Origin of the sequence: Corynebacterium lipophilum (assembly GCF_024102595.1) — a bacterium.
Lineage (GTDB): Bacteria > Actinomycetota > Actinomycetes > Mycobacteriales > Mycobacteriaceae > Corynebacterium > Corynebacterium pseudogenitalium.
The window spans coordinates 181,467-194,803 of sequence record NZ_JAEUWV010000003.1 but is presented as its reverse complement, the minus strand read 5'-3'; the positions used below and the strand labels follow the sequence as shown (position 1 = coordinate 194,803).

At 60.3% G+C, this 13,337-nt stretch carries 12 protein-coding genes; 10 read left to right on the top strand and 2 right to left on the bottom strand.

Going from position 1 to position 13,337, the window contains the following annotated elements:
* Nucleotides 1-32: 32 nt before the first annotated feature.
* The 3 genes from JMN37_RS04290 (at nucleotide 33) to JMN37_RS04280 (ending at nucleotide 5,005) form a co-directional block, all read left to right on the top strand.
* A complete protein-coding gene (locus JMN37_RS04290; protein ID WP_252931117.1) occupies nucleotides 33-1,850 on the top strand; it encodes a BCCT family transporter in 1,818 nt (605 codons plus the stop codon).
* An 89-nt stretch (nucleotides 1,851-1,939) separates the two neighbouring features.
* Nucleotides 1,940-3,784 carry a methionine--tRNA ligase gene (gene metG, locus JMN37_RS04285; protein WP_070363552.1) on the top strand — a complete coding sequence of 615 codons (1,845 nt, stop codon included), beginning with the start codon at nucleotides 1,940-1,942 and terminating at the stop codon, nucleotides 3,782-3,784.
* A 27-nt stretch (nucleotides 3,785-3,811) separates the two neighbouring features.
* Nucleotides 3,812-5,005, top strand: coding sequence for an MFS transporter (locus JMN37_RS04280; RefSeq protein ID WP_252931116.1), 1,194 nt, complete (start codon nucleotides 3,812-3,814; stop codon nucleotides 5,003-5,005).
* On the opposite strand, the gene JMN37_RS04275 is transcribed toward JMN37_RS04280, so the two are convergent.
* Nucleotides 4,986-5,396, bottom strand: a complete 411-nt coding sequence (locus JMN37_RS04275) for a DUF3806 domain-containing protein (RefSeq protein ID WP_070362810.1) — start codon at nucleotides 5,394-5,396, stop codon at nucleotides 4,986-4,988. The genes JMN37_RS04280 and JMN37_RS04275 overlap by 20 nt on opposite strands.
* A 12-nt stretch (nucleotides 5,397-5,408) precedes the next feature.
* Between JMN37_RS04275 and JMN37_RS04270 the strand changes: the two genes are divergently transcribed.
* From JMN37_RS04270 to JMN37_RS04250, 5 genes are all read left to right on the top strand, one after another.
* Nucleotides 5,409-6,248: a TatD family hydrolase gene (locus JMN37_RS04270; protein WP_070362809.1), complete on the top strand. Its 840-nt coding sequence runs from the start codon at nucleotides 5,409-5,411 to the stop codon at nucleotides 6,246-6,248.
* 188 nt (nucleotides 6,249-6,436) lie between these two features.
* Nucleotides 6,437-7,555 carry a resuscitation-promoting factor gene (locus JMN37_RS04265; RefSeq protein ID WP_070362808.1) on the top strand — a complete coding sequence of 373 codons (1,119 nt, stop codon included), beginning with the start codon at nucleotides 6,437-6,439 and terminating at the stop codon, nucleotides 7,553-7,555.
* A gap of 11 nt (nucleotides 7,556-7,566) precedes the next feature.
* A complete protein-coding gene (gene rsmA, locus JMN37_RS04260) occupies nucleotides 7,567-8,412 on the top strand; it encodes a 16S rRNA (adenine(1518)-N(6)/adenine(1519)-N(6))-dimethyltransferase RsmA (RefSeq protein ID WP_252931114.1) in 846 nt (281 codons plus the stop codon).
* Nucleotides 8,409-9,401: a 4-(cytidine 5'-diphospho)-2-C-methyl-D-erythritol kinase gene (locus JMN37_RS04255; RefSeq protein WP_252931113.1), complete on the top strand. Its 993-nt coding sequence runs from the start codon at nucleotides 8,409-8,411 to the stop codon at nucleotides 9,399-9,401. The genes rsmA and JMN37_RS04255 overlap by 4 nt, the downstream gene beginning before the upstream one ends.
* A gap of 17 nt (nucleotides 9,402-9,418) precedes the next feature.
* Entirely contained in the window at nucleotides 9,419-11,233 is a 1,815-nt protein-coding gene (locus tag JMN37_RS04250; protein ID WP_252931112.1) for an ABC-F family ATP-binding cassette domain-containing protein, read from the top strand.
* On the opposite strand, the gene JMN37_RS04245 is transcribed toward JMN37_RS04250, so the two are convergent.
* Entirely contained in the window at nucleotides 11,230-11,871 is a 642-nt protein-coding gene (locus JMN37_RS04245) for a GntR family transcriptional regulator (protein ID WP_070479279.1), read from the bottom strand. The two genes, JMN37_RS04250 and JMN37_RS04245, sit on opposite strands and share 4 nt — an antisense overlap.
* A gap of 171 nt (nucleotides 11,872-12,042) precedes the next feature.
* Between JMN37_RS04245 and JMN37_RS04240 the strand changes: the two genes are divergently transcribed.
* Nucleotides 12,043-12,366: a putative quinol monooxygenase gene (locus JMN37_RS04240; protein WP_070362804.1), complete on the top strand. Its 324-nt coding sequence runs from the start codon at nucleotides 12,043-12,045 to the stop codon at nucleotides 12,364-12,366.
* A 47-nt stretch (nucleotides 12,367-12,413) separates the two neighbouring features.
* Nucleotides 12,414-13,280 carry a polyphosphate kinase 2 gene (gene ppk2 / locus JMN37_RS04235; protein ID WP_252931111.1) on the top strand — a complete coding sequence of 289 codons (867 nt, stop codon included), beginning with the start codon at nucleotides 12,414-12,416 and terminating at the stop codon, nucleotides 13,278-13,280.
* Nucleotides 13,281-13,337 lie beyond the last annotated feature (57 nt).

The window sequence follows — 13,337 nt, the reverse complement described above, 5'->3', positions numbered from 1 at the left end:
CTTATTTTCTATGGAATTGAGGAGAATTTTTCATGTCTCAGGGAGACCTGACCCAGGATCCGCATGATCCTGATGCAGAAACTCGGAGTACTGAACAGATAAATTCCGATGAAACCGAAATTGCCGCACCGTCTGCGACGAGCGAGCTTGCCGAGCTCATCGTTGCAGAGCGGCGCGGGGAGCGTAAAGAATCGGTCGACGCAGAGGAGCAGGTTGAGCTTGCTGCGGAGGACGAGAACGCGAAGATTGACTGGAGCATCGTTGTTCCGCTTCTCGTCGTGGTGGCGGCCGTCGTCGCTTGGGGCCTGTTAGCAACAGATAGTTTCTCGAGCTTTGCTGATACGTCCTTCAGCTGGGTGATTAACAACCTTGGCTGGGCGTTCGTGCTCTTCGGCACGATTTTTGTGTTCTTTGTCTTGGTAATCGCGTTTTCGAACTTCGGTACGATCCGCCTGGGCAAGTCGGACGAACAACCGGAGTTTAGAACGTCGTCATGGATTGCGATGATGTTCGCGGCAGGCATGGGCATTGGTCTGATGTTCTACGGTGCGTCTGAGCCGCTGGCGATGTACCGCGATGGTGTCCCTGGCCACCAGCCACACGAAGTGGGCACTGCGCTCGCGCAGACAATGTTCCACTGGAGCCTGCACCCATGGGCGATTTACGCGATCTTGGGCCTTGCGATCGCGTACTCGACGTTCCGCCTCGGCCGCAAGCAACTGCTCTCTAGCGCCTTCATCCCGCTGATTGGTGAAAAGGGCGTGAACGGTTTCTGGGGCAAGCTCATTGATGGTTTTGCAATTTTTGCAACGATTTTCGGTACCGCATGTTCGCTGGGCTTGGGCGCGATGCAGATTAGCTCGGGCCTGAACGCTTCCGGCTTTGTGGATTCGCCGTCGACGAAGCTGACGGTCGGCATCGTGTCCGTCCTGACTCTTGCATTCCTGCTGTCCGCGATGTCGGGCGTCGGCAAGGGAATCCAGTGGCTGTCGAGCTTCAATATGGCGATTGCTGCGTTGCTGGCTATTTTCGTGTTCGTCTTCGGCCCAACCGTCAGCACCCTGAACTTCTTGCCGACGGGCGTCGGCGCATACCTGTCCCAGTTTTTTGAGATGGCTGGCCGTACCGCTGAGAACCAGAACGGTGAAGCAGGAGACTTCCTGTCCGGTTGGACCATCTTCTACTGGGCATGGTGGATCTCCTGGTCACCATTCGTTGGCACCTTCCTGGCACGAATTTCCCGTGGCCGCACGATTCGCGAGTTCTGCCTTGGCGTCATGCTGATTCCAGCAGGCCTGTCCACCGTCTGGTTCGCCATCTTTGGCGGCACTGCGATCAAGTTCGAGCAGGACGGTCGTTCCATTTACGGCGAGGGTACCTCGGAAGAGCAGCTCTTCAACCTGCTGCACCAGCTGCCTGGTGGCTTCTACATTGGTATTTTCGCGGTGATCCTGCTGGGTACGTTCTTCATCACCTCGGCTGACTCGGCTTCGACCGTGATGGCGTCTATGTCGCAGAACGGTAAATCGGATGCGAACCCATGGATCGCAGCTGTCTGGGGCCTTGGCACCGCGTTCGTTGGCCTGACGCTGCTGATCGCTGGCGGCTCTGACGCACTGGGCGCGCTGCAGTCTGTGACGATTGTTGCGGCAACCCCGTTCTTGCTCATCCTGATCTTGCTGATGTTCGCGATTGTGAAGGACGTGTCCAACGACACTATTTACCTGGACAAGAAGGAACAGGATCGCTTCAACCGCCAGTTGGCTATTGAACGCCGTATGCACCGCGACCAGCTCGAGCTTGATAGGAAGAAGGAGCAGGTCAAGCGCATGTTGCGTCCGCGTAACTAAGCTCTGACATCCTGCGGTGAATACCGCTCATGGCCCCGATATGACCCGAAACATGGGTTGTGTCGGGGCCATAACTTATGCTTAAGGGCATGACTTCTGCGAAGACTCAAAAAAATATCCTTGTGTGCGTTGCGTGGCCATATGCGAACGGCCCCCGCCACATCGGCCACGTAGCTGGTTTCGGGGTACCTTCTGACGTGTTTGCGCGCTATCAGCGTATGGCTGGCAACAACGTCCTGATGGTCTCCGGCACCGACGAACACGGGACCCCGCTGTTGGTGCAGGCGGACAAGGAAGGCGTGAGCGTCAAGGAGCTCGCAGACCGCTACAACGAACAGATCGTGCACGACTTGGCCGGTTTGGGTCTGTCCTACGACCTGTTTACTCGCACGTCGACTCGTAACCACTATGCCGTGGTGCAGCAGCTGTTTAAGGGACTGTACGCCAACGGTTACATGATCAAGGAGACGACGCAGGGCGCGATCTCTCCTTCGAATGGCCGTACGCTGCCGGACCGCTACATTGAGGGCACCTGCCCAATCTGCGGCGCGACTGACGCTCGTGGTGACCAGTGCGATACCTGCGGTAACCAGCTCGACCCAGCAGACCTGATCAACCCTGTCTCCAAGATCAACGGCGAGACGCCGAAGTTTGTTGAGACCGAGCACTTCATGCTGGATCTCCCGGCGCTGCACGACGCGTTGAAGACGTGGCTGAGCACCCGTGAGAAGTGGCGCCCGAACGTGCTGAAGTTCTCGTTGAACCTCTTGGAGGACATGCGTCCGCGCGCAATGACGCGTGACATCGACTGGGGCATCCCTATCCCGGTCGAGGACTGGCAGGACAACCCGTCGAAGAAGCTCTATGTTTGGTTTGACGCGGTGGTCGGCTACTTGTCTGCCTCGATTGAGTGGGCGGAGCGAAGCGGCAACCCGGATGCGTGGAAGACGTTCTGGCAGGACCCAGAAACGGCGAGCTACTACTTCATGGGCAAGGACAACATCACGTTCCACTCACAGATCTGGCCAGCGGAGCTGCTCGGCTACGCGGGCAAGGGCTCGCATGGTGGGCAAGAACACGAGCTGGGCACCCTGAATCTTCCGACTGAGGTTGTGTCCTCGGAGTTCCTGACCATGTCCGGTTCGAAGTTCTCGTCTTCGAAGGGCGTAGTCATCTATGTCAAGGACTTCCTGAAAGAGTTCGGTGCGGACCCGTTGCGCTACTTCATTGCGGTGGCCGGACCGGAGAACAACGACACGGACTTCACCTGGGACGAGTTCGTGCGTCGCGTGAACAACGAGCTGGCGAATGGCTGGGGCAACCTGGTCAACCGCACTGTGTCGATGGCGCACAAGAACTTCGGCGAGGTTCCAGAACCAGGAGAGCTCGCCGAAGTGGACGAGAAAATCCTTGAATTGGCGGAATCCACGTTTGTTTCCGCAGGCAAGGACTTGGCCGAGGCTCACTTTAAGAGCGCGATCACCAAGATCATGCACGTGGTCGGGGAGACCAACGCGTACATCGCGGACCAGGAGCCGTGGAAGCTCGCGAAGGATCCGGAACAGCGCACTCGTCTGGCGACGGTCCTGTGGACCGCACTGCAGGTGGTCAGCGACTGCAATGCGATGCTGACCCCGTTCCTGCCGCACACGGCGCAGAAGGTACACGAGACCCTCGGCCGGACTGGTGTGTGGGCGGCAGAGCCGTCCATCGTTGAGGTTCGCGATGACGCTGACTACGATCTCGTCGGCGTCGGCCTGCCGGAGCGCGGCCAGACCTACCTCACCATCACCGGCGACTACTCCGAGCAGCAGGCGACATGGAAGCGCGTGCCAATGGAGCCCGGCGTGGCACTGTCGAAGCCGAAGCCACTGGTGGCGAAGCTCGATCCGGAGCTCGGGGAGACCGGCCCGGAGTGGGCGCCTGTGCAGTAACGCTGCGGCAGCGCTAGAGTGCTTCGAGTGTTTGCTCTTGTACTTTTCGTCGCTGTCATTAGTGCCTCACTGAATTTGCGTGCGGGCATTGCCTCCGTCGGGTCTGTACTTGACCAGGTCATCGCATACTATGACGCCCCGGCATGGGTCGGTGGCGTCATCACGGCGATCCCCGGCACGCTCTTCTTCCTGGTCGGTATCTGTGCGGTACCGATTGCGCGGCGGTTTGGCCTCACCCCCGTCATTCTGGGCGCTGCGGGGTTGCTGACCGCGGGCTTGGGCTTGCGCCCCTTCGCACCCGATATCGCGATGTTCTTACTCGCGACGGTGGGCGCGGCCGGCGCCATCGCACTTATGAACGTGTTGCTGCCTGCGTGGATCAAGCAGCACGGTGGGCGCTACATCGTCGCCCTGACTACGGTGTACTCCGTAACCCCGGGCTTATCGTCGGCGGCTGGCCCGCTCAGCGCGTTGGTGACACCCTCGTGGCAGTCGGCACTCGGCCTGTGGGCGGTGACGGCTGTCGTGCAGCTGGCGGTTTGGGTATTTGTGCTCTTCAAATTCGGGAGGGACATCCCCGGGAGCAAGGCTTCGACCCCGCAGGACGGCGCGGTTGCTACGCCAGAAGCGCCGGTGTGGAAGTCGCTCACTGCGGTGGCCTTGATGCTCTTCTTCGGGTTGCAGTCAACCAGCGCGTATATCCAGATGGGGTGGTTGCCCGCCATTTTCATTGACGCCGGGGTTGCCCCTTCCACCGCAGCCACGGGACTCGGGCTGCTTGGCGCGGTAGGCATGGTTGGTGGGCTTGTGCTGCCGACGGTCATCTCTCGCGCGCGGACGCTGACGCCGCTGGTGGTGCTGTTTGCGCTCTCGACGGCCACAGGGTATCTCGGTTTGTACTTCGCACCGGCAGCATCACCGCTGGGCTGGAGCTTCCTCCTGGGCTTCGGCGGGTGCTGCTTCCCGCTAGCAATCGCACTGATCCCGGCGCGCACACGCGACCCGCTAGTCACTGCACGGCTGTCGGGTTTTGTGCAGCCGGTCGGGTACGTGCTCGCGGCAACGGGTCCGCTGCTCATTGGCGTGGCCTATGGGCGGATCGGGGAGTTCCAGCCGATCCTGATCGCGCTGGTCATCATGGCGTTGGTCATGGGGATTGTTGGCATCGTGGCGGCGCGTCACGTCGTTATTGACGACGAGCTTAGTGCTGCAAGCCGCTGAGGAACTGCTCCAGGAACGTGGTGAGTTTGCCGGTTGCGTCGTCGTCGAAGCGGGCGTCGACAACCATGATGGGGGCGGTGTATTTGGGGGAGTTGGTGTCGGCATCGCGGACGACGACGAGGTCCGTGCCGTAGTCATCTTTCAGGAGTTTCCAGGTAAATCCGTAGTCGCGGACGAATGCGTCGCCGAGGGCGGTGCCGACGATACGGGCTGTGTCGCCGCGCGGGTAGCTGCGTTGTGCGTCGCGGGGAAGTGCAAGGAAATCCTCGAGTAACCCTTCGAACCGCTCGATGATTACTCGTGCAGGGCCATTGAGCCCCTGCGCCGCTGCCTCGGCGAGTGCGTTGTCGATGCTGGTTTGGGTCTGTGCGTCAATCGCGTGGAATGTCATAGGCTCTATCGTATGAGCAAAAAGAAACCTCGCCCGACACCAGTACCAGCAGCCCCTATACCAGGGCTTATCGACGCCCACACCCACCTGGCCTCTACCGGAGCCACCACGCAGGCGGATATCGATGCGATTATGGAGCGTGCGTTGAGCGCCGGTGTGGAGCGGGTATGCACCGTGGGCGATGGGCTCGCGGAAGCAGAGCAGGCGCTTGCTGCCGCGCACATGCATGAGGGCGTGTTCGCAGCGTGCGCGATCCATCCGACGCGAGCCGCCGAGCTCGACGACGCGACGCGGGAACGGCTCACGCAGATGGCCTCGGACGCTCGGTGTGTTGCGGTGGGGGAGACAGGCATCGATACGTATTGGATCCGCCACGACGCCGAGAACACCGCTGACCTTGCCACGCAAGAAGAGGCGTTTCGTTGGCACATTCAGCTCGCCGTGGACTCCGGCAAGGCATTGATGATCCATAACCGTGAGGGGGATGCGGACATGATGCGGATTCTCGCGGATACGCCGAAACCGGAGCATGTGATTTTGCACTGCTTCTCCTCGCCCCTTGACGTGGCGCGGGAGGCGATTGAGCGTGGCTATGTGCTCTCCTTTGCCGGCAACGTTACGTTTAAGCGCAATGAGGAGCTGCGGGAGGCGGCGGCTCTGGCGCCGGTGGGCCAGCTGCTCATCGAAACCGATGCGCCGTATATGACCCCGGAGCCGTTTCGAGGTTCGCGCAATGAGCCATCGCTGATTGGGCATACGGCACACGTGGTTGCGCAAGCTCGGGGAGTGGACGTCGAGACGCTGGCGAGCGAGGTATCCGCTACCTTCGATCGCGTCTATGGTCTGGGATGATGCTGTGCACGTGTCCGGGAACACACTGGGCGCAAGTAAGCGTTGTCCCAGGTCGGCTGTGAGTGGTGTGAATCGCGTGGCGCGAGTGAACGTGTCCACCATGGTGTGCAAACATGTGCTGGTAAAACGGTAGAAGTTACCGTATTGTTATCGAAGTATTATTTCGTGACGAAGGGGAATGACGCTTTATGGGCTCGCGTATCCAGCACAACAACACCGCAACGAAGCGAATCGCCGTCGGGGCACTCGCAGGTGTTGTCATTGCAGCCGGTACCACCACGGCGCTCGCCGCGCAGAAGGACGTCACAGTGGACGTCAACGGTGAGGCGACCTCGCTGAAGACCTTCTCGGGTGACGTCGCGGGTGCGTTGCAGGCTGCGGGCGTTGAGGTCAAGGACAGTGACGTTGTGTACCCGGCGCCTGCTGAGAAGCTGTCGAACGGCGATACCGTGACCGTTCGTACTGCGAAGCCAGTCGCCGTCGTCGTCGACGGGGTGGCAAAGGAAATCACCTCGACAGCGCTGACTGTTGGGGAAGTCATGGACGAGGTGGGTGTGTCCCCGGCTTCCTCGTCGGACCTGGACAAGGACACCAAGCTTGTCGACGGCCTCAATGTCGACGTGACCACCCCGAAGATCATCGCGATCAATGACGGCGGGAACGTGACCTACGCGTCGGTTGCGAAGAAAACCGTAGGCGAGCTCCTCGCGGACCGTGGCATCACCTTCGACTCCGATGATCGTTTGAACCACCCGCTTGATGCCGCGGTGTACCCGAACATGGAGATCGTGCTCGACCGCGTCAACGTGGTGAAGCGTGCTGAGGTCCTGCCAATCGAGGCACCGGTTGAGTACGTCGATGATGAAGAGCTGGAAACCGGCAACGAAGAGGTGCTGGAGGAAGGCAAGGACGGGGAGAAGGAAATTCTCCACGAGACCGTTCTGGTCAATGGCAAGGTTGAATCCGAGGGCATTGCAGGTGAGCGCGAGGTTCGTGCGCCGAAGGCGGCGAAGGTGCGACGCGGTACCAAGGAGTCGGCGAATGCTCCTGCTGTTGCAGCTGGTTCAGTATGGGACACGTTGGCGCAGTGTGAGTCTGGCGGCAACTGGTCCATTAACACGGGTAATGGCTACCACGGCGGCTTGCAGTTCTCTGCGTCGACGTGGGCAGCGTACGGCGGCACCCAGTACGCGCCGACCGCTGACCAGGCGACCCGCGAGCAGCAGATCGCAATCGCCCAGAAAACGCAGGCATCCCAGGGGTGGGGTGCGTGGCCTGCATGTACCGCACGGATGGGGTTGCGCTAACCTCGTCAGGTATGAGCGAAACCCAACTGCTTGGCCCGGTAGAAATCCGTGAGCTTGCGGCTGCACTAGGTGTCACCCCAACGAAACGGCTGGGGCAGAACTTCGTGCACGACCCGAATACCGTGCGGCGTATCGTTGCCGCAGCGGAGCTTTCCCCAGACGACCGCGTGGTCGAGGTCGGTCCGGGTCTCGGGTCACTGACGCTTGGCCTGCTCGATGAGCCAGCGCACGTGACAGCGCTTGAGATCGATGACAGGCTGGCACAGCAGCTGGGTAAAACGGTTGAGCTTCGAGCACCTTCGGCCGCGCACAAGCTGGATATCGTGCACATGGATGCACTGAAGACTTCGCAGCGTGATGTTTCCGGGGAGCCAACGGCCCTCGTTGCGAACCTGCCGTACAACGTTTCAGTGCCGGTGTTGTTACACCTGCTTGCGGAGTTCCCTTCCATTCGCCGCGTGCTGGTGATGGTGCAGAAAGAGGTCGCTGACCGCCTTGCCGCGAAGCCAGGCACGAAGATTTACGGCGTTCCTAGCGTAAAAGCGGCGTTTTATGGCGAGGTGTCGCAGGCAGGGACCATCGGCAAGCACGTCTTCTGGCCGGCTCCGAATATCGAGTCCGGGCTTGTTCGCATCGACGTCGATCCCGAGCGCGACCGCAGCGTGCGCGACAAGGTTTTCCCGCTTATCGACGCCGCCTTCGCCCAACGCCGCAAGACCCTGCGTTCAACGCTCGCGTCGGTATACGGTTCCGCGGCTGAGGCCGAGGCAGCCCTGCGTGAGGCCGGGATCGACCCCGGACTGCGTGGTGAGAAGCTCGGGGTGGAGGACTTTGTCAGGCTGGGGGAGGCCCGATGAGCAGCAACACGCGGGAGATTGTTGCATCAGCGCCCGGCAAAGTGAACCTGCATCTCGGCGTCGGCAACGCGCGTGCTGACGGCTACCACGAGTTGGTAACGGTTTTCCAAGCTGTTGAGCGGCGCGAGCGAGTTCGCATCGTCGTCGAGGATGAGGCGGCATGCGTCGAATCTGGCTCCGTGGTCGTTGGGATGCAGACGCACTTCCACGTGGACGTACCAGACGAGGATATCGATACGCCTCGAAACCTGACGTGGCGTGCGGTCGATGCCGTCGTCGACGCCGTCCGAGCCCGCAGTGGCGTGCAAGGATTGTCGTTGCCGAAGGCGAAGCTGGTCGTCGACAAGCATGTGTTTGTGGCAGGCGGGATGGCGGGCGGTTCCGCAGATGCCGCGGCTGGGCTCGTCGCGGCGAACGCCTACCTGGAGCGGTACTGCGGTGAGCGGCTCAGCGAAGAAGATCTCTACGACCTTGCAGTCGGGCTGGGAGCGGACGTGCCGTTTGCTCTCCACGGACACACAGCGCTCGGCACCGGGCGTGGCGACGCCCTCGTTGAGGTCCTCGGACGCGGCACGTACTGGTGGGTGTTTTGCAACCCGAAGATTGGGATCTCGACGGGCAAGGCCTTCGAAACACTCGATGACCTGCGTCACGACAACCCGGCGCTCGTACCGCATTTGGACACGGCCGCGCTGTCGCAGGCACTCGTGACGGGCGACCCGCGCGAGCTAGCGAAGCACCTGCACAACGATTTGGAAGCTGCAGCGGTGGCGATGCGCCCACGCATCGCAGCCCTGATCACACGCATCGAATCCGAAACTGAACTTGTAGCCCGCGCGATCGTTTCCGGGTCCGGGCCGACGATCGCCGCACTGTGCTTCGACGAAGATGCCGCGCGGACCCTCGAAACGGTGCTGCGTGACAGCGTCGAGGGCGTCGAGGTGTTCTGTACTTCCGGCCCGTCTGCGGGGGCGCAACTCGAGGCGTAGGCTACGATGGGTTTGCTATGGCGAACCTGATCAACCTCGAAAACGTATCCAAAACCTGGGGCTTAAAAACACTGCTCGACGGTGTCTCCCTCGGAATCCAGACCGGCGATCGCATCGGCATCGTGGGCGTCAACGGCGGCGGGAAAACAACGTTGCTTGAGGTGCTCACCGGCATCGAAGCCCCGGACAGCGGGCGCGTGTCGCACAACTCTGACCTACGCATGGCGGTGGTGACACAACGCTTCGAAATTCAAGACGACGCCACCGTCGGCGACGTCGTCGTCAAACCCTTGGGTCTCGAGACGTACGAGTGGGCGTCGAATAGCAAGGTGCGAGAGGTTCTCCAAGGAACAGGCGTGGCTGCCCTCGGGCTGGACACCCCGGTCGGGGAGCTTTCTGGTGGTGAGCGGCGCCGCGTGAGCCTCGCCGCGGCCCTTGTGCAGGACTTAGATCTCGTCGTGCTTGACGAGCCGACGAACCACCTTGACGTCGAGGGCGTGCAGTGGCTGGCATCCCACCTCATGCAGCGCAAACTCGCAGTCGTGGTGGTTACGCACGACCGCTGGTTCCTCGATACCGTCGCTACGCTGACCTGGGAGGTCCACGACGGCACCGTCGACGTCTACGAGGGTGGCTACAACGACTGGACATTCGCCCGCGCCGAGCGTGCCCGCCAGGCCGACGCCATCGAGCAACGTCGTCAGAACTTAGCGCGCAAAGAGCTCGCGTGGCTGCGCCGAGGCGCCCCCGCACGCACGTCAAAACCGCGCTACCGCATCGAAGCAGCCGAAGCTCTCATCGCAAATGTCCCGCCACCACGCGACAAGGTCGAGCTGATGGCGTTTTCCAAGCAACGCCAGGGCAACGTCGTCATCGAGTTTGAGGACGTCCGTATCGACGCTCCTGACGGGCGCACGCTCGTCGACCACCTCACGTGGCGGCTCGCGCCGGGCGAGCGCATCGGCCTTGTTGGTGTCAACGGTTCCGGAAAGACGACGTTGCTGCGGACGCTCGCCGGTGACTACCCGCTTGCCGCCGGCAAGCGCATCGAAGGCCTGACCACACGGATTGGGTGGCTGCGACAGGAACTCGACGACCTCGACCCAACGAGGACGGTGCTCGACTCTGTGGAGGACGTCGCGCACTACATCACGTTGGGTAAGAAGGAGGTTTCGGCATCCCAGCTCGCGGAGCGCCTCGGGTTTAGCCCGAAGCGCCAGCGCACACCTGTTGGGGACCTCTCCGGCGGTGAGCGTCGTCGACTCCAACTGACGCGTGTGCTGATGAGCGAGCCGAACGTTTTGCTCCTCGACGAGCCCACGAACGACCTTGACATCGATACATTGCAAGAGTTGGAAGACCTGCTTGATGGTTGGCCAGGGACGCTCGTGGTGATTTCACACGACCGCTACCTCATCGAGCGTATTGCAGACACCACCTACGCACTGTTCGGCGACGGCACGCTGAGCAACCTACCCGGAGGGATCACGCAGTACCTCGAGCAGCGAGCTGCCATGGACACCCAAACGGGCCCACTCGATTTGGGGGAGAAGACCGAAAACTCCGAAAAAGCGGCCCCCGTGGGGGAACCACGGCTGTCATCGCAGGAAGAACGTGAGATCCGGAAGCGGATGAAAGCGCTTGAGCGCAAGATCGCGACGGCGGAAGCACGTGCCAAGGAGTTGGAAGCGCAGATTGCCGACATGTCGGGTGAAGACGCGCCGGATTTCGAAGCGATCGGCGCGAAGACGCAGGAATTGCAGCGCACCAACGATGGCCGCGATGAGCTAGAAATGGAGTGGCTTGAGCTTGGGGAGCAGCTCGAGCACTAAATCGGGTACCCGTTATTGATCTTCTCGATCAGGTCGTTCACAATACGACCCTGCTCGAGAAGTGCTTCCTGCAGGTAGTCGGACGCCTCGTGGCGCTTTTCTTCGCGCAGCAGCTCCACAATGTGCTCGTTGACGGAGATGAACTGGCGGTTAAACGACGGCTGCTGCTGAATAATCGGAAGCGTTGCCAAGCGCATGAACGCGTCAAGCTGGTCCATGGTGTCGCCGAGGGTCTTCGAGCCCATTGCGGAGAGCACCACGTGGTGGAAAGCCTGGTTCACGGCCGTCAGCAGGTCATCGTCGTCCTGAGCGATTGCCTCGCGGGCTTCAGTGTTGAGTTTTTCGAGACGGTCAACATCGAGCTCTTCGCCCCAAAGGAGAGCCGCAGGCTCGATTGCGGCGCGCGCACGGTAGGTGTCAGTGACGAAGTCCGGGGAAGGAGTGGCGAGGAATACGCCACGGTTCGGAATGCGCTCACAAAGACCTTCTGACGTAAGCATTGCAAATGCTTCGCGGAGGGTATTTCTGGATACCTCGAAACGCTCAGCGAGGGCAACCTCGTTGAGCTTCTGGCCTGGGGAGAACTCACCACGCGAAATCGCGCGGCGGACCTCAGAGGCAACGTTTTGAGCAAGCATGGCATCCGTAAGTGTAGAACTATTTATTTAAGCTAGTCAGCAATGGTAAATAGAACCATCGGCCGACAACTGTTACGAGTATAACGCATCTATTGTTGAACAATTAACTGAGCAGCTTCGTAGCCAAAAGCGTCGGCTGACAACAATGCGAGATATGCGTAGGGTGGTGGCATGATTTTGATCAACGTTCGTTACAAGCCACTGCCAGAATACGTCGAGACATTTCGTCAAGAGGTAGAGGAATTCACCAACGCAACCCGCGCAGAGCCGGGCTGCATCTTCTTTGACTGGTACCGCAGTGAAGAGGATAAGAACGAATACCTGCTCATCGAGGCATTCCACGACGATGCCGCGGAAGCGCACGTGAACTCCGATCATTTCCGCGCCGCCCAGGAGCTGTTCCCGAAGATTCTGAAGGAAACCCCGACCATCATCAATACCCTGATCGAGGGTAAGACCGAGTGGGATACCATGGCTGAATTCAAGGTGGACTAGCCGAATCGGCTTAATTTCTCCCCGCTTTATGGGTACGGTTAGTACCTATGAGTGAAGAGAAGAATTCCACCAAGCCCCCGAAACTTTCCAAGAAGGCGTACGAGAAAGAACTCGTACGCCTTCAAGCTGAGTTGGTGGCAATGCAGCAGTGGGTCGTCAAGACCGGAGCGCGTGTTGTCATCGTGATGGAGGGGCGCGACGCGGCAGGCAAAGGCTCCGCAATTAAGCGCATCACCCAGTACCTGAACCCGCGCACCTGCCGTATTGAGGCGCTGCCGAAGCCAACTGAGCGCGAGCAGACGCAGTGGTACTTCCAGCGCTACGTCGAAAAGCTCCCCGCCGCAGGCGAGATCGTCATCTTCGACAGGTCCTGGTACAACCGCGCCGGCGTTGAGCGCGTGATGGGGTTCTGCACCACGGAGGAATACCGTCGGTTCCTACACCAGACACCGATCTTTGAACGCCTCCTCGTTGAGGACGGCATCATGCTGCGTAAGTACTGGTTCTCTGTATCGGATGAAGAGCAGTACAAGCGATTCCAATCCCGCCGGGAAGACCCGCTGCGCCAGTGGAAGCTCTCGCCAATGGACCTCGAGTCCATTACAAAGTGGGAGGACTACTCCCGAGCCAAGGATGAGATGTTTATCCACACGGATATTCCTGCGGCGCCGTGGTACACGGTTGAGTCGGAGGATAAGAAGCGCTCGCGCATCAATGTGATTTCTCACCTCTTGTCGACGATCCCCTACGAGCACATTGACCCTGATCTGCCAGAGATCCCTGAACGCCCAGAGATTATTGACTACGAGCGACCTCCGCGCGACGAGTTCCGTTACGTGCCCGATGCTGCTGCAAAGCTGGAACTCTCCAAGGTGAGCAGCAAGAAAAAGAAGAAGGGCAAGAAGAGCTCCTAGTTTGGTGTGTTGCCCAAATGGAGAAACCCAGCCATACCATGAGGTGGCTGGGTTTCT